Origin of the sequence: Phycicoccus elongatus Lp2, assembly GCF_000367525.1 — a bacterium.
Lineage (GTDB): Bacteria > Actinomycetota > Actinomycetes > Actinomycetales > Dermatophilaceae > Phycicoccus_A > Phycicoccus_A elongatus.
The window spans coordinates 2,147,268-2,163,397 of the sequence record NZ_HF570956.1; the positions used below are offsets into that span (position 1 = coordinate 2,147,268).

At 70.1% G+C, this 16,130-nt stretch carries 13 protein-coding genes, 1 tRNA gene and 1 pseudogene; 11 read left to right on the top strand and 4 right to left on the bottom strand.

What is annotated here, in order from left to right:
- Positions 1–56 precede the first annotated feature (56 nt).
- The 6 genes from metG to BN10_RS10405 all read left to right on the top strand — a co-directional run bounded on the left by metG (position 57) and on the right by BN10_RS10405 (position 7,889).
- Positions 57–1,874: a methionine--tRNA ligase gene (metG, locus tag BN10_RS10380; RefSeq protein WP_010851198.1), complete on the top strand. Its 1,818-nt coding sequence runs from the start codon at positions 57–59 to the stop codon at positions 1,872–1,874.
- A gap of 20 nt (positions 1,875–1,894) precedes the next feature.
- Positions 1,895–2,722 (top strand): TatD family hydrolase, encoded by an 828-nt coding sequence (locus BN10_RS10385; RefSeq protein WP_010851199.1) that lies wholly within the window; start codon positions 1,895–1,897, stop codon positions 2,720–2,722.
- A 258-nt stretch (positions 2,723–2,980) separates the two neighbouring features.
- A complete protein-coding gene (locus BN10_RS10390) occupies positions 2,981–4,114 on the top strand; it encodes a resuscitation-promoting factor (RefSeq protein ID WP_010851200.1) in 1,134 nt (377 codons plus the stop codon).
- An 80-nt stretch (positions 4,115–4,194) separates the two neighbouring features.
- Positions 4,195–5,052, top strand: a complete 858-nt coding sequence (gene rsmA / locus BN10_RS10395) for a 16S rRNA (adenine(1518)-N(6)/adenine(1519)-N(6))-dimethyltransferase RsmA (protein ID WP_010851202.1) — start codon at positions 4,195–4,197, stop codon at positions 5,050–5,052.
- Between the two features lie 70 nt (positions 5,053–5,122).
- Entirely contained in the window at positions 5,123–6,055 is a 933-nt protein-coding gene (locus BN10_RS10400) for a 4-(cytidine 5'-diphospho)-2-C-methyl-D-erythritol kinase (RefSeq protein ID WP_010851203.1), read from the top strand.
- A gap of 16 nt (positions 6,056–6,071) precedes the next feature.
- A complete protein-coding gene (locus tag BN10_RS10405) occupies positions 6,072–7,889 on the top strand; it encodes an ABC-F family ATP-binding cassette domain-containing protein (protein ID WP_010851204.1) in 1,818 nt (605 codons plus the stop codon).
- A 12-nt stretch (positions 7,890–7,901) separates the two neighbouring features.
- Here BN10_RS10405 and BN10_RS10410 read toward each other — a convergent pair whose 3' ends face one another.
- Positions 7,902–8,411 carry a MarR family winged helix-turn-helix transcriptional regulator gene (locus BN10_RS10410; protein WP_010851205.1) on the bottom strand — a complete coding sequence of 170 codons (510 nt, stop codon included), beginning with the start codon at positions 8,409–8,411 and terminating at the stop codon, positions 7,902–7,904.
- 89 nt (positions 8,412–8,500) lie between these two features.
- On the opposite strand from BN10_RS10410, the gene BN10_RS10415 reads away from it, so the two are divergent.
- Positions 8,501–9,310, top strand: a complete 810-nt coding sequence (locus tag BN10_RS10415) for a methyltransferase domain-containing protein (RefSeq protein ID WP_010851206.1) — start codon at positions 8,501–8,503, stop codon at positions 9,308–9,310.
- On the opposite strand, the gene BN10_RS10420 is transcribed toward BN10_RS10415, so the two are convergent.
- A complete protein-coding gene (locus tag BN10_RS10420) occupies positions 9,297–9,893 on the bottom strand; it encodes a TetR/AcrR family transcriptional regulator (RefSeq protein WP_040751465.1) in 597 nt (198 codons plus the stop codon). The two genes, BN10_RS10415 and BN10_RS10420, sit on opposite strands and share 14 nt — an antisense overlap.
- Before the next feature lie 156 nt (positions 9,894–10,049).
- Between BN10_RS10420 and BN10_RS10425 the strand changes: the two genes are divergently transcribed.
- From BN10_RS10425 to BN10_RS10435, 3 genes and pseudogenes are all read left to right on the top strand, one after another.
- Positions 10,050–10,128 (top strand) — tRNA-Gln (locus BN10_RS10425).
- 577 nt (positions 10,129–10,705) lie between these two features.
- Positions 10,706–12,194, top strand: a pseudogene (gene glmU / locus BN10_RS10430) (bifunctional UDP-N-acetylglucosamine diphosphorylase/glucosamine-1-phosphate N-acetyltransferase GlmU).
- Positions 12,191–13,195 carry a ribose-phosphate diphosphokinase gene (locus tag BN10_RS10435; protein ID WP_010851212.1) on the top strand — a complete coding sequence of 335 codons (1,005 nt, stop codon included), beginning with the start codon at positions 12,191–12,193 and terminating at the stop codon, positions 13,193–13,195. The pseudogene glmU and the gene BN10_RS10435 overlap by 4 nt, the downstream one beginning before the upstream one ends.
- A gap of 68 nt (positions 13,196–13,263) precedes the next feature.
- Here BN10_RS10435 and mmuM read toward each other — a convergent pair whose 3' ends face one another.
- Both mmuM and BN10_RS10445 read right to left on the bottom strand, forming a co-directional pair.
- A complete protein-coding gene (gene mmuM / locus BN10_RS10440; protein ID WP_010851213.1) occupies positions 13,264–14,160 on the bottom strand; it encodes a homocysteine S-methyltransferase in 897 nt (298 codons plus the stop codon).
- Positions 14,157–14,678 carry a CGNR zinc finger domain-containing protein gene (locus BN10_RS10445; RefSeq protein WP_233354304.1) on the bottom strand — a complete coding sequence of 174 codons (522 nt, stop codon included), beginning with the start codon at positions 14,676–14,678 and terminating at the stop codon, positions 14,157–14,159. Before BN10_RS10445 ends, mmuM begins: the two co-directional genes overlap by 4 nt.
- 103 nt (positions 14,679–14,781) lie before the next feature.
- Between BN10_RS10445 and BN10_RS10450 the strand changes: the two genes are divergently transcribed.
- Positions 14,782–15,771, top strand: a complete 990-nt coding sequence (locus tag BN10_RS10450; RefSeq protein ID WP_051369844.1) for an EamA family transporter — start codon at positions 14,782–14,784, stop codon at positions 15,769–15,771.
- Positions 15,772–16,130: the final 359 nt, after the last annotated feature.

A 16,130-nucleotide genomic window follows, 5' to 3' on the forward strand; every position in this document is an offset into this window, starting at 1 on the left:
CCCCACCAGTCGACTGTCACCAACGTGATGGCCGGGTACACCTAGGATTCTGGATCATGAGCAAGGTCCTCTCCGCCGTCGCCTGGCCCTATGCCAACGGCCCGCGTCACCTCGGCCACGTCGCCGGGTTCGCGGTGCCCTCGGACGTCTTCTCCAGGTACATGCGGATGGCCGGGCACGACGTGCTCATGGTGAGCGGCTCCGACGAGCACGGGACGCCGATCCTCGTCCTGGCCGACAAGGAGGGCGTGACCCCCCGAGAGCTGGTCGACAAGAACCACGCGATCATCGCCGCCGAGCTCGCCGACCTGGGCTGCTCCTACGACCTCTACACGCGCACGACGACCGACAACCACTATGCCGTCGCCCAGGAGCTCTTCCGGCGCTGCTGGGAGAACGGCTACATGGTCGAGCGCACCCAGCGCGGCGCCATCTCGCCCAGCACCGGCCGCACCCTGCCGGACCGCTACATCGAGGGCACCTGCCCCATCTGTGGTTACGGCGAGGCCCGTGGCGACCAGTGCGACAACTGTGGCAACCAGCTCGAGCCCGAGGAACTGGTCAACCCGCGCTCCAAGGTCAACGGCGAGACGCCGGTCTTCGTCGAGACCCAGCACTTCTTCCTCGACCTCCCGGCGCTCGCGGACTCCCTGCGCACCTGGCTCGAAGGTCGCGAGGCGAGCGGCACCTGGCGCCCCAACGTCATCAAGTTCAGCCTCAACATCCTCGACGACATCAAGCCGCGCGCGATGACCCGTGACATCGACTGGGGTATCCCGGTGCCACTCGACGGCTGGCGCGACCAGCCGACCAAGCGGCTCTATGTCTGGTTCGACGCGGTCGTCGGCTACCTCTCGGCGTCGATCGAGTGGGCCCGACGCCTGCCGGAGGTCGACGGCCAGAGCCAGGCCGACCGCTGGCGCGAGTGGTGGAACGACCCGGAGGCGCTGTCCTACTACTTCATGGGCAAGGACAACATCACCTTCCACTCCCAGATCTGGCCGGCCGAGCTCCTGGCGTATGCCGGTCGCGGCGCTCACGGCGGCAGCCCCGGCGAGTTCGGGGTGCTCAACCTGCCGACCGAGGTCGTCTCGAGCGAGTACCTCACCTTCGGCGACCAGCAGTTCTCCACCAGCCGCGGCCACGTCGTCCTCGTGCGCGACGTCCTCGACCGCTACGGCCCCGACGGCATCCGCTACTTCATCTGTGCGGCCGGTCCGGAGAGCCAGGACAGCGCCTTCACCTGGCGCGACTTCGTCCAGCGCAACAACTCCGAGCTCGTCGCCGGCTGGGGCAACCTGGTCTCACGCTCGGCGGCGATGGTCGCCAAGAACTTCGGCGAGATCCCGCAACCCGGCCCACTGGACGAGGTCGACGAGGCCGTGCTCGCCACGGTCGAGCAGGCCTTCACCACCGTCGGCGACCTGCTGGCCCGTCAGCGCGTCAAGGCGGCGACGGCCGAGGCGATGCGCGCCGTGGGTGAGGTCAACGCCTACGTGTCGCGCACCGAACCCTTCAAGCTCAAGGGCGGCGACCAGCGCGAGCGCCTGGCCACGGTGCTGCACACCCTCATCCAGTGCGTGAGCGATCTCAACACGATTCTCGCGCCGGTCCTGCCGCATGCGGCCAACCGGGTGCATGCCGTGCTCGGTGGCCAAGGTCAGTTCATGCCGATGCCGGTCATCGCGGATGTCAGCGGCCTCGACGGCGATGCCGACCGCACCTATCCGGTCATCACCGGCGAGTACTCCAAGACCCCACGCTGGGGCCGGACGCCGGTCGTCGTCGGCACCCCGATCGCCAAGCCGGCGCCGGTCTTCACCAAACTCGACGACTCGGTCGTCGACGAGGAACTCGCCCGGATGGGCGGCTGAGCCCTAGGGCCGGGCACCGTATGCCGCGCGAGATCGAGTTCCCGGATCCACTCCAGATCCCTGTCTTCGACAACCACACCCATCTCGACATCAGCCGCGAGGGCGAGCCGATCGACGTCGCCGCAGCCCTGCGCGAGGCGGCCCGGGTCGGTGTGACGCGCGTCATGCAGATCGGTTGTGACCTGCCCTCGGCCCGGCTCACCATCGGGCTGGTCGACGAGCACCCGCAGATCCTCGGCGGGGTGGCCCTGCACCCCAACGACGCCCCACGCTTGGCGGCGTCGGGGAGGCTCGCCGCGGCATACGACGAGATCGAGGAGTATGCCGCGCACCCGCGGGTGCGCGTGGTCGGGGAGACCGGGCTCGACTTCTTCCGGACCGGGCCCGAGGGGCGAGGTGTGCAGGAGGAGTCCTTCCGCTGGCACATCGACCTCGCCAAGCGACTCGGGAAGACGCTCCAGATCCATGACCGGGACGCGCATGACGACGTCCTCCGCGTCCTCGACAGCGAACAAGCCCCCGAAAAGGTTGTGCTGCACTGTTTTTCGGGTGACGTCAGGTTTGCGCGCGAGTGCGTCGACCGGGGTTACCACCTCTCCTTCGCCGGACCCATCACTTTCAAGAGCTCCCAGGAACTGCGTGACGCGCTCGCCGTGACACCCCTCGACCGGGTGCTCGTCGAGACCGATGCGCCCTACCTGACGCCTCACCCCTTCCGGGGCGCCACCAACGCGCCGGTCATGCTCCCGCTGACGGTCCGCCGGGCGGCAGCCGTGCTCGGCGTCTCCGTTCCCGAGTTGTGTCACCAGGTCAACCAGACCGGTGAGCGGCTCTACGGCTCTTGGTGACCAACCCCTCCAGTCACACTCGTCACGCACGCCACCCACGCCTGAGACCAGCCTTGGGGGCGGCCGTTATCAAAACTTGACCTTCGTTCGCGCGTTCCGGCATGGTGGATGGGTTGGCCGGGGCTGAACCCGGCGAGCGGAGCGTGTCGGCACCCCTGCCCGACCGCCTCCGGCGGGCCCTCCCCTGATGGCTCGCACCGGCAACCCCTGTCCGGTCCTCGCTGCTCGGTGCCCGGGAAGTTTGATCATCGGAGTGCAGTGAACTTTCGCCCCTTGCCCCTGCTCGCCCAAGGCGCAGCAGCCCTGACCGTCATCGCCGGATCCTTCGGCGTGACCGCTCTCGACAAGTCCGTCACCCTCTCGGTCGACGGCAAGAGCTCGTCCGCGCACAGCTTCGGCTCCACCGTCGCCGACGTCCTGGACGGCCAGGACATCACGGTCGGCGCGCGTGACCAGGTCGTCCCGTCATTGGGCTCGAAGGTCAAGGACGGCGACACCATCACCGTGCGTTACGCACGCAAGCTGGTCGTCACGGTCGACGGTGTGGTCAAGGAGTACTGGACGACCGCGACGACGGTCGACGCCGCGCTCAAGGACCTCGGCCTGCACGCCGACGGGGCGGTCATCTCGGCCTCGCGCTCGCAGACCCTGGGCCGTCAGGGCCTCACCTTCTCGGTGACCACTCCCAAGGACGTCACCCTGACCGTCGGTGGCCAGGCCCAGCCCCTCACCACCACCTCGGCCACGATCGGTGACCTGCTCAAGGACCAGGGCGTCGCGATCGGTGACAAGGACCGGATCAACCCCGGCGCCGACACCGCAGTGGCCAACGGCATGAGCATCGTCGTCAACCGCGTCGAACTGCGCGACACGACCTCCACCGAGGAGATCGCCTTCGGCACGACCGAGACCACCGACGACACGCTCTACACCGACCAGAAGAAGGTCGTCACCAAGGGCGTGGCCGGCGAGCGCACCATCACCGTCCAGCAGGTCGTCGTCGACGGGCAGGTCGAGAGCGAATCGCAGACCGGCTCCACCGTCACCCGTGAGCCCGTCGCCCAGGTTGTCGCCAAGGGCACCCAGGCCCGTCCGGCCTCGGCACCGGCTGCGCCTGCGGCCAGCGCCGGCAACACCTCCGGTGGCGGGATCAATTTGGCCAACGCCGCCATGTGGGACCGCGTCGCCCAGTGCGAGTCCGGCGGCAACTGGAGCATCAACACCGGCAACGGCTACTACGGCGGCCTGCAGTTCTCCTACCAGACCTGGCTCGGCAACGGCGGTGGCGACTTCGCCCAGCGTGCCGACCTGGCCACCCGGGAGCAGCAGATCACCGTCGCCAACCGGCTCTACGCCTACTCGGGCCTGGGCCAGTGGAGCTGCAAGGGCTGAGCCTGCTCACGACCACGCCGTATGCCGTGCGCCCACCCGGGCGCACGGCATACCGCTTTGTGCGCGTCTAGAGTGACGCCATGCCCGAGCCGACCGCACGCCTGCTCGGGGCATCGCAGGTGCGCGAGCTCGCCGACCGGCTCGGGATCCGCCCGACCAAGCAGTGGGGGCAGAACTTCGTCGTCGACGGCAACACGGTCGAGCGCATCGTGCGGGTCGCGGGCGTGGGGCCGAACGACGTCGTCGCCGAGGTGGGCCCGGGGCTCGGCTCGCTGACCCTGGCACTCCTTCCCGCGGTGCGCACGGTCATCGCCCTCGAGGTCGACCCCGTCCTGGCTGCCGCCCTGCCGGACACCGTCGGTGCCCGGGCCCCCGATCTCGCCGAGCGCCTGCTCGTCGTCCATGCCGACGCCCTGCAGGTGCACACGCTGCCCGGTCCGGCGCCGACGGCGCTGGTCGCCAACCTCCCCTACAACGTCTCGGTGCCCGTCGTCCTGCGCTTCCTCGAGCTCTTCCCGACCATCGAGCGCATCCTGGTCATGGTCCAGCTCGAAGTGGCCGAGCGGTTGGCGGCCCGGCCCGGCTCCAAGGCCTACGGCGTGCCCTCGGCGAAGGCTGCGTGGTATGCCGATGTGCGGCTCGCCGGCACCGTTTCCCGCTCGATCTTCTGGCCGGTCCCGAATGTCGACTCCGGTTTGGTCGCCTTCGAGCGCCGCTCGGCCCCCGAGACGACGGTGAGCCGGGCCGACGTCTTCGCCTGCGTCGACGCTGCCTTCGCCCAGCGGCGCAAGACCCTGCGGGCCGCCCTGGCCACATGGGCCGGGTCCCCGGCCGAGGCGGAGCGGGTGTGCCGCGCGGCCGGGATCGACCCGACCCTGCGCGGTGAACGCCTCGACATCCATCAGTTCGCGGCCCTCGCCGAAGCACGAGGCAGGTGAACCCCGCTGGTCCCAGCCGCCGCCGGCTCGGGATGGACGCCAGGCGCCCGGTCCTGACTAGGGTGGCGTCATGACCTCGGCCCATCTCGCGCCCGTGCCGGTGACGGTGCGTGTCCCCGGCAAGGTCAACCTCGAGCTCCTCGTCGGTGGGCTGCGCCCGGACGGCTTCCACTCCCTGTCGACGGTCTTCCAGGCCGTGAGCCTGCATGACGACGTCACGGTCGTCGAGGCCGATGATTGGGGGTGCACCGTCACCGGCCCCCTGGCAGTCGGTGTCCCGGAGAGCGGCGACAACCTCGCCGTCCGCGCCGCCCGGGCCCTCGCCCGCGTCACCGAAATCGACACCGCGGTGCACATCACCATCCGCAAGGGCATTCCGGTGGCCGGCGGGATGGCCGGAGGCAGTGCCGATGCTGCAGCGGCACTCGTTGCCTGCGACCGGCTCTGGGAACTCGGCATGGCCAGGGAGGAGCTCGAGGAGATCGGGGCCGACCTCGGCAGCGATGTGCCCTTCCTCGTCGCCGGCGGCACGGCCATCGGCAGCGGCCGCGGGGAGCGGCTGGCGCCGGTCCTGGCTCGCGGGACCTTCCATTGGGTCTTCGCCCTCGCCGAAGGCGGCCTCTCGACCCCGACCGTCTTCGCCGAGATCGACCGGCTGCGGGCCGACCGCGACATCCCCGAGCCCAGCCCGACCCCCGAACTCATGGGAGCGCTGCGATCCGGGGATCCGACCCAATTGGCGCTGCATCTGCGCAACGACCTGCAGGAGGCGGCCATCGCGCTGCGTCCGGGCCTGCAGGAGGTCATCGACGACGGACTCGAGTTCGGGGCCCTCGCGGGCATCGTTTCCGGCTCGGGCCCCACGGTGGCCTTCCTCGCGCGGGACCACGAGACCGCCCTCGACCTGGCCGTCGCGCTCACCGCCAGTGGGGCGGTCCGCGACGTGCGCCGCGCGCACGGCCCGGTCCATGGCGCGCACGTCATCCCCGGCCCGGTCGACTGAAGCGACGTCCTCTCCCGTGCCCAACCTCATCTCGGTCGAGCGTGCTTCCCTCGCCCTCGGCACCACCCAGGTGCTCGACGCCGTCTCCCTCGGCCTGGGGGGTGGTGACCGCATCGGCATCGTTGGGCGCAATGGCGGCGGCAAGACGACCCTGCTGCGCGTGCTTTCGGGCACGCGGACCGTCGACTCCGGACGCGTGGCGCGGGTCGGTGGCCTCACCGTCGGCACCCTCAGCCAGGACGACACTCTCGACCCGACCCGCACGGTTCACGAGGTCGTCCTGAGGGACCTCCCCGAGCACGAGTGGGCCGCTGACCCGCGCATCCGCGACATCCTCGAGGGTCTGCTCGGCGGGACCGACGGTGCGGGGGTCGGTGGACTCGACGCGACCATCGCGCCACTCTCCGGCGGAGAGCGCCGGCGGATCGCGCTCGCCGCACTCCTCGTCCAGCGTCCCGACGTCCTGCTCCTCGACGAGCCGACCAACCACCTCGACGTCGAGGGTGTGGCCTGGCTTGCCGACCACCTCGTGCGCCGTCACTCGTCGCCGACGAACGCGATCCTCGCCATCACTCACGACCGCTGGTTCCTCGACGCCGTCGCCGGGCAGACGTGGGAGGTGGAGAACGGCGCGGTCCACGCCTACGAGGGTGGGTATGCCGCGTTCGTCCTGGCCAAGGCCGAGCGCTCGCGCATCGCGGCGGCGGCGGACCGCCGCGACAACCTGTTGCGCAAGGAACTCGCCTGGCTGCGCCGTGGCGCCCCCGCCCGCACGAGCAAGCCGAAGTTTCGCATCGAGGCGGCCAATGCACTGATCGCGGCCGAGCCACCCCCGCGCGACGACGTCGAGCTGGTCGGCTTCGCCACCTCGCGCCTGGGCAAGGACGTCATCGATCTGCAGGACGCCTCGGTCGAGGTCGCCGGGCGGGCGCTGCTCGACCGGGTGACCTGGCATCTCGCGCCGGGGGAGCGGATCGGCATCGTCGGGGTCAACGGTGCCGGGAAGTCGACCCTCCTGCGTGTCCTTGCCGGCGAGGTGCCCCTCTCGGCGGGAAAGCGCAAGGTCGGGGTCACCGTGCAGGTGGCGCACCTGACCCAGGAAGTGCGCGAGCTCGAGGAGTGGGCCGACCGACGGGTCATCGAGGCAGTGGAGGCGGTGAAATCGACGATCCGGTTGGGGCGCAGGGAGATCAGCGCCTCGCAACTGGCGCAGCGACTGGGATTCACGGGGCCGCGCCAGCAGACGCGCGTGCGCGATCTCTCCGGTGGGGAGCGGCGCCGGCTGCAGCTGACACGCCTGCTCATGAGCGAGCCGAACGTGCTGCTCCTCGACGAGCCCACCAACGACCTCGACATCGAGACGCTCACCTCTCTGGAGGACGTGCTCGACGGGTGGGCCGGCACCCTGCTCGTCGTCTCGCACGACCGCTACCTGCTCGAACGGGTCTGTGACCGGCAGGTCGCCCTGCTCGGTGACGGCAAGGTGCGTGACCTGCCAGGGGGTGTGGAGCAGTACCTACGCCTGCGGGGGGATCAGCCGGCCCCGCGGCATACCCCTGGCACGGCGGTGCCCGCGCCTGCCGCGGCGCCGGCGAGCACCGCGCCGAGCACCGCGAGCCCGGCCGAGCTCCGCGAGGCGCGCAAGGTGATGGCGCGCGTGGAGAAGCAACTGGCCCGGCTCGGCGAGCGGGAGGGTCGCCTGCACGAGCAGATGCTGGAGCACGCCACTGACCACGCTCGGGTGCTGGGACTCAACGCCGAGTTGCGCGCGATCGTCGACGAGCGCGAGGCCCTCGAGGTGGAGTGGCTGGAGGCTGCCGACCTCGTGGACTGAAGGCCAGCTCGGTCAGCTCGCCTCGACGGTGCCGAGCACGCGGCGCAGGAGGTCCACCAAGGTGGCGCGCTCGGAGTCGTCGAGACCGGTGAGGATGCCGCGCTCATGGGCCAGCAGGGCCTCCAGGGCCGCATCGACGGTCTGCAGGCCCAGGCCCGTGAGGCGGACGATGACGCCGCGCCGGTCGGTCGCCGAGGGGTGTCGTTCGACGAAACCGCGCGCGGTCAGCCGGTCGACCCGGTTGGTCATCGTGCCGCTGGTGACCAGGGTCTCAGCGACGAGTTGCCCTGGGGAGAGCTCGTAGGGGACGCCGGCCCGTCGCAGCGCCGAGAGCACGTCGAACTCCCAGCCCTCGAGGTCCTGCTCGGCGAAGGCCTCGCCGCGGGCCAGGTCGAGTCGACGCGCCAGGCGGGAGACGCGGGAGAGCACGGCGAGCGGGGTGACGTCGAGATCGGGTCGCTCGTGGCGCCAGGCGCCGACGATGCGGTCGACGCCGTCTCCGGAGGAGGTGGTCGTGCTCATGCGTCAAGAATACGCACGTCAAGTATCTTGACATCAAGATATATCCGGGCAAGGCTGGTCGCAACGGTCTGACGACAAGGAGCCGAACGATGCCGACCTGGGATCCCGGACAGTACGCCCGCTTCGGTGACGAACGCGCCCGCCCCTTCATCGACCTCGTCAACCGCATCGGGGCGAGTGCGCCACAGGTCGTGGTCGACCTCGGCTGCGGCAACGGGCCAGCCACCATGGTGCTGGCCGAGCGTTGGCCCGGCGCGCGGATCATCGGCGTCGACAACTCCGAGGCGATGATCGAGGCCGCCACAGCCCAAGACGTCGACGGCCGCGTCGAGTGGGTGCTCGGGGATCTGGCCACCTGGGACCCCGTCTCGGTGGGGTCGCCGGTGGACGTCATCACGAGCAATGCCGCCCTGCAGTGGGTGGACGGACACCGCGACCTGCTCCGACCGTTGGTCGATGCCCTCGCCGACGACGGCTGGCTCGCCTTCCAGGTCCCCGGCAACTTCGGCGCGGCCAGCCATCGCCTCATGCGTTCGGTGGGGGAGGAACACCCCCGGTGGGATGTCATCGAGGAGGCGCTACGTCGGCCGGCGAGCGATGAACCCGAGGACTACCTGGCAGCCCTGGCCGGGCCGGACACCTCGGTCGACGTGTGGGAGAGCACCTATCTGCACGTGCTCGATCCCGTTGGGGCACAGGAGAACCCGGTCCTCGAGTGGGTTCGCGGCACCGGCCTGCGCCCCGTGCTCGAGGCGCTCACCGACGAGGGTGAGCGCACGGCATACCTCGAGGCGTATGCCGCGGAGCTCACCGCCGCCTACCCTCGCACCCCGCTCGGCGTGGTCCTTCCCTTCCGACGAATCTTCGCTGTCGCGCACAAGGTGGTCAGTGCCGACTGACGATCGGGTTGCGTTCCAGGCCGGTGAGGCCGTTCCACGCAAGATTGACCAAGTGGGCGGCCACTTCGTCCTTCTTCACCTTGCTGTTCTCCAGCCACCACTGACCGGTGAGGGCGACCATGCCGACGAGCATCTGGGCATACATCGGCGCTGCTTTGGCGTCGAGGCGGCGGGACTTGAACTGCGCGACCAAGATGTGTTCGACCTGGCTGGCGATGTCGGAGATCAGGCTGGCGAAGGAGCCCGTCGCCTGCCCGGTCGGGCTGTCCCGCACCAGGATTCGGAAGCCGTCCGTCGAGTCCTCGATGTAGTCGAGCAGGGCGAGGGCGGCGGCCTCGAGGATCTGGCGGCTGGACAGGGACGAGGTGAGCGCGCCGGTGATCGACGCGAGGAGACGCTCGATCTCGCGGTCGACGACCACGGCATACAAGCCCTCCTTGCCGCCGAAGTGCTCGTAGACGACCGGCTTGCTGACCCCGGCACGCTGGGCGATTTCCTCGACCGTGGTGCCCTCGAATCCCTTGTCCGCGAAGAGGCTTCGACCGATGCCGATCAGTTGCTCCCGCCGCTCGCGGCCGCTCATCCGGGCGCGGGACTTGGCTACTCGCTTGGTCGACGGTTCGGTGGCCACTCGCCCATTCTTGCCCACCCGCGTGGGCAGGACCGTCGGCGACGGGATGTGAAGCGCCGCCAGCCTCTCGCGTACCCTTGCTGTGCTCCCGCGCAGGCCGCGGGGCGTTCCCCGGTTGGTCTGCTGGCAGGGCCCGCCTGACTTTGAATCAGGACAAGCGACGTAGGTTCGATTCCTACCCGGGGAGCCGTCCGTCCGCCCCGCACCCCGGCTGACTGATCGGGGACACTCCCGACCCGGACGCGCTCAGGCGGCGTCGGACCTCAATTCGAGGGAGCCGGGGCGGTGGTCTCGGGAGTCGTCGGGGTGGGTTCACTGGTTTCCGTCGGCGTTTGCGTCGGAGTGGGCGTGGGCGTACTGGTCGTGGGGGGCGGGGTCGTATTCGGCGGATTGGTCGGCGTAGTGGGCTCTGGTGTCAGCAACGCGCTGGTCGGGACGACGACAGGCACCGTGGGCCGGCGAACCGGCGCCCGGGTGGGCACCCGCGTCGGCGTGGGGGTGGGAGTGGGAGTCGCCGACGGGCTGGGCGACTCCGAGGTCTCTGTCGCACTCGGGCTCGAGGAACTCCGGGTCGGGCCGGGAGTCTGGCTTGCCGTCGATCCTGGCCTGTCACCCATCATGCGGTCTCCTCCCACCCTGGGACATTGCGGCTGATCACGGGCCACAACCGGCGCATCCACCGCCAACCGCCGCGGCAGGGGCGACGCGAGAACTCGCTAGAGTGAGCGGGTACGCCGCCTCCCCACCCCGCAGGAGCCACCGCGTTGAACTCCGTCCGACCGGCTGCCGTCATCATCCTCGCCGCAGGTGAAGGCACCCGGATGAAGTCCTCGACCCCCAAGGTCCTGCACCCCATCGGTGGGTTGCCGCTCCTCGGCCACGCCATCCGCGCCGCACGCGCGACGGCTGCTGAGCACGTCGAGGTGGTCGTGCGTCACCAGCGCGACCTCGTCGTGGAGTACTGCTCCAGCGTCGACCCGGCGCTCGTCGTCGCCGACCAGGACGAGGTGAAGGGCACCGGCCGAGCCGTCGAGTGCGGCCTTGCTGCACTGCCAGCCGACCTGGTCGGCACCGTGCTCGTCACCAGCGGTGACGTCCCCCTCATCGAGGGCCGGACCCTCGTCGACCTGGCCAACGCCCACGCGGCCAGCGGTGCCGCGGTCACGGTCGTCACTGCCGAGGTGGCCGACCCCACCGGCTACGGCCGGGTGGTCCGGGGCGCCGACGGCGGCGTGGAGCGGATCGTCGAGCAGAAGGACGCGAGCGAGGCCGAACGCAGCATCCGTGAGATCAACTCGGGCATCTGGGGCTTCGACGCAGCGGTCCTGCGGGACGCCCTCGAGCAGGTGGGCACCGACAACGCCCAAGGGGAGAAGTACCTCACCGACGTGCTCGCGCTCGCTCGCGCGGCCGGCCACCGGGTCGGCGCGCACCGGATCGACGACATCTGGCAGACCGAGGGCGTCAACGATCGGGTCCAGCTCGCGAAGTTGGGCCGCGTCCTCAACGACCGGGTCTGCGAGAAGTGGATGCGCGCCGGGGTCACCATCGTGGACCCGGCGACGACCTGGATCGACACCGACGTGACGATCGGCCAGGACGCGCGCATCCTGCCCGGCACCCAACTGCTCGGCGCGACGACCATCGGTTCCGGGGCAGTGATCGGACCCGAGGTCACCCTCATCGACACCGAGGTGGGTGAGGAGGCCGAGGTCGAGCGGGCCAAGGCGAACCTTGCCGTGATCGGGGCCGGCGCGACCGTCGGGCCGTATTCGTACCTGCGCCCGGGCACGGTGCTGGGGGCCAAGGGCAGGATCGGCGGGCGGTTTCGTCGAGACCAAGAACGCACAGATCGGCGCCGGCGCCAAGGTTCCCCATCTCACGTATGCCGGTGACGTCGAGATCGGCCCCGGCGCCAACATCGGGGCCGGCACGATCTTCGCGAACTACGACGGTGTGGCCAAGCACCGCAGCCGCATCGGCAAGGACTCCTTCGTCGGTAGCCACACCGTGGTCATCTCCCCGGTCGATGTCGCCGACGGCGCCTACGTCGCGGCCGGCTCCGCGCTCACCCAGGACGTCAACCCGGGCGAGATCGCCGTGGCGCGTGCCAAGCAGCGCAATGTGCCCGGCTGGGTGGCGCGCGCCCGGCCCGGGACCCGGACCGCAGCGGCCGCCGAGGCGGCCGCTGCGGCGGGCACACGGCATACCCCATCCGACGGGGACGACAGCGACACGGAAGGTGAACGGTGAAGGAGAAGGAGCGGCATCCGTCCGCGAGCATCAAGAAGCGGCCCAAGAGGCGGCTGATGGTCCTCAGCGGTCGGGCGCACCCGGGACTCGCCCAGGAGGTGGCCGCCGACCTCGGGACCGAACTCGTGCCGACGAGTGCCTACAACTTCGCCAACGGCGAGATCTACGTGCGCTTCGAGGAGTCGGTGCGCGGAGCCGATGTCTTCATCCTCCAGAGCCACACGGCCCCCATCAACGAGGCGATCATGGAGCACCTGCTCATGATCGACGCGGCCAAGCGCGCCAGTGCCAAGCGGATCACCGTCGTCATGCCGTTCTACGGCTATGCCCGTCAGGACAAGAAGCATCGCGGGCGTGAGCCGATCTCGGCACGGATGATCGCCGACATGTTCGCGGTCGCGGGCGCCGACCGGTTGATCTGCATCGACCTCCACACCGACCAGATCCAGGGCTTCTTCGACGGTCCCGTCGACCACCTGATGGCGATCCCGATCCTGTCCGCCTATGTCGCGGAGAAGTATGGCGACCAGGACCTTGCGGTCGTCTCTCCCGATGCCGGCCGGATCAAGGTGGCCGAGCAGTGGTCCAAGCGCCTGGGCGGTGCACCGCTGGCCTTCATCCACAAGACGCGCGACATCAACCGCCCCAACGAGACCGTCGCCAATCGTGTCGTCGGTGAGGTCGAGGGCCGGGTCTGCGTGCTCGTCGACGACATGATCGACACCGGCGGCACGATCGCCAAGGCTGCCGACGCCCTCATGGAGGCGGGCGCCAAGGACGTCGTCATCGCGGCGACTCACCCGATCCTGTCGGGGCCGGCCGTCGAGCGGCTGCAGGCCTGTGGGGCGCGGGAGATCATCGTCACCAACACCCTGCCGATCGACCCCGAGCAGGAGTTCGACGGCTTGACCGTCCTGTCCATTGCCCCGCTCATCTCGGCGGCCGTGCGGGAGGTCTTCCTCGACGGCTCGGTCACCTCACTGTTCGGCGGCCGAGCCTGACCCTGTGCCGGCGTTGTTCCCGGATGCCGCGGTTGTTCCGCGCCGGGGCCGGTAACAACCGCGGCAGGTCAGTGGGGGAGCCGGGCGATCTGGTCGGGGAAGACCCGGCAACAACCGCCGATGAGCGTGGCGCCCGCCCGGCGCCAGTCGCTGACGCCGCCCTCGTCCCACTGGGCCTCACCCCGCCACTGGCGAGCGACGGCGTCCCAGGTCTCGCCGCTGTTGGGGTAGGCCACCCCCGTCAACTCGTATGCCGCGGGGTCCAGTTCCGTCAGTGCCGTCGCCACGTCCTCGGGCGGGCAGCAGTTGACGCCCACTGCGAGGGTGGCTGGATGGGCAGCCGCGAGCGCTGCGAGATCGGCGAGCGGCTCACCCGTGCGGGTCGTCCGGCCGCCCGGTGCAGGGGTGAAGGAGAACCACGTCGGCGTCGTCGCACCCATCGAATTGAGCTCTGCGACAACCGCCTCCAGCTCCCTCGCCGTTGGGAGGGTCTCGACGGCCAGGGCATCCACGCCTGCCTCGATGAGCGCGACCAGGCGCTCGCGATGGTGTGCGCGGAGGATGGCCTGACCCTCCTCGCCCCGGGGCAGGTCGTAGGCGCCGGTGTACTCCGAACCGTCTGCCCGGGAGGCCCCGTAGGGCCCGACGGATCCCACCACCCAGCCCGACCCGTGCTCGTCCCGTGCCTGTCGCGCCGCGGCCACCGCAAGGGTGAGAAGGGGCGCGAAGTCTGCCCGCGGCATACCGGCCCGGGAGAGGGAGTCCGGTGTGAGTTGGTAGGTCGCGGTGGTGGCGACCTGCGCGCCGGCGTCGAAGAAGGAGCGGTGTGCGGCCGTGATGGCGGCGGGGTCGATGCGCAGGACGCTTGCCGACCAAAGGCTGGAGGAGAGGTCATGCCCCATGGCCTCGAGTTGCGTGGCCAGGCCCCCGTCGAGCACGGCCGAGGTGGGGAAGGCGTCGGTCATGTGGCGGCCTTTCGGGCTCGGTAGGCGGCCGCGTGCGCGCGGTTGGCGCACGCTGTGTCGCAGAACTTGCGGGACTGGTTCTTGGTGAGGTCCACCAGGACGTTGTCGCAGTCCTCGCGGTCGCACAGGCGGAGGCGATCGAGCGTGTCGGTGCGGATGACGTCGACCATGGCCATGGCGGCGTCGACGGCCATGCGCACAGCGATGGGGGCATCGGGTTCGGTGCCGTGGATGTGCCAACCGAAGGGTTCGTGGATGACCAGCTGCGGCATCGCCCGACCGTCGCGGAGCAACGCATTGACGATGTCGACCGCTTGGTCGACATCGACGTCCCACAGGGTGCGGAGCCGATCACGCACCCGCCGCACCTGCGCGAGATCGGTGTCGTTGTCGGGCATCGAGCCCGTCCAGGACCATCCCGCCATGTGTTCGAGCAGGTCGGCGACGGTGTTCAGCGTCTCGGGTGCACCGACCGTGGGCTTGGTGTTGACCAGCGTGGCCGCCCACTGGAGGGTCACTTCTGTATCAGGAGCAAATATCAAGTTGACTCCTGACGCTCGGGATCCCTATCGTCATGCCCAACAGCATACTTTGGTCCTGACGAGAGAGTGGGTGTTGGTGATGGTGGAGACGATCCGCAAGAAGGTGGGGAGTGGCTTCGTGCTCGTCATCGCCTCGTGCCTGTTCTTCGCGACGTCGGGCACCTTTGCCAAGGCGTTGATCACGGCCGGGTGGTCGCCGTTGGCCGTCGTCACGGTCCGGGTCGGAGGCGCCGCCCTCATCCTGCTTCCGTGGAGCCTGGGGACCCTGCGGGGACGGTGGGCCGAGATCCGCGGCCACCTCGGGCTCGTCGGCGGCTACGGCCTGCTCGGCATCGCGGCCGCCCAACTCGGCTACTTCGGCGCGGTCCAGCGCCTGGATGTCGCCGTTGCCCTGCTCATCGAGTACCTCGGCATCGTCCTGGTCGTGCTCTGGATCTGGCTGCGCACGCGCGTCACCCCCCACGCCTACACCCTGCTCGGAGTGGCGCTGTCCATCGCCGGGCTCGCGCTCGTGCTGCAGATCCTCGGTGCGGCTGCGCCTGATGTCGTCGGGGTCCTCTGGGGCCTGTTCGCCGCCATCGGCATGGCCGGGCACTACCTGCTCGCGGCCCGCCCGACCCCGGTGCCGGCCGTCGCCTTTGCCGGGCTGGGTCTCACGGCCGGCTTCGTCCTCCTCGTCCTGGCCGGTGTCCTCGGTGTCGTGCCCTTCGTCGTGGGTGGCGACTCGGTCGTCCTGGGGGGCTCGCAGTTGCCGGCGTGGGTGGCGTTGGCCGAGCTCATCGTCATCGCCGCGGCCGCGGCATACCTGATGGGAATCGCGGGAGCCCGGCGCCTGGGGTCCACCCTCGCGTCCTTCGTCGGCCTCACCGAGGTGCTCTTCGCCGTGCTCATTGCGTGGGTCTTGCTGGGGGAGACCCCCGGGCTGATCCGCGCCATCGGTGGGCTGCTCATCCTCGGCGGCGTCGTCGCCGTGCGGATGGGCGAGATGCGCACCGTCGACGAGCACCCGGAGATTGCCGCCGACGACGTCCTCGTCGACCCCGAGCCCGAGGCCGTCCACGCTCCGTGACGTACGTGACGTACTGACGGTGCCTGAACCCCAGCTTCTGCGTCGCGCAGAAGTTGGGGTTTCGCACGGCTATTTCCGGTCGGCGGGCGAACCTCCGCGTCACGCAGAAGTTGGGGTATGCCGCCGCCAGGGCGCCGATTTCGCGCCGCCGCAACGGATCGCCTAGACTCGCAGGGTTGCCTCGGCGAGGGACGGAGCACCGGCCACAGCAGTCCGGTCGCGACGATGTCCGTGATCGACGCGGTGGCGCCTGCAGATCCGATGTGATCCGCCGGCGGCGCCCGTGTCCGTGCGTCGTCCCGCGTCGAGGCCCACCGCGAGGCATTCGCCCCGCACCCGTCCCCTCAGGGCCCGGCTCC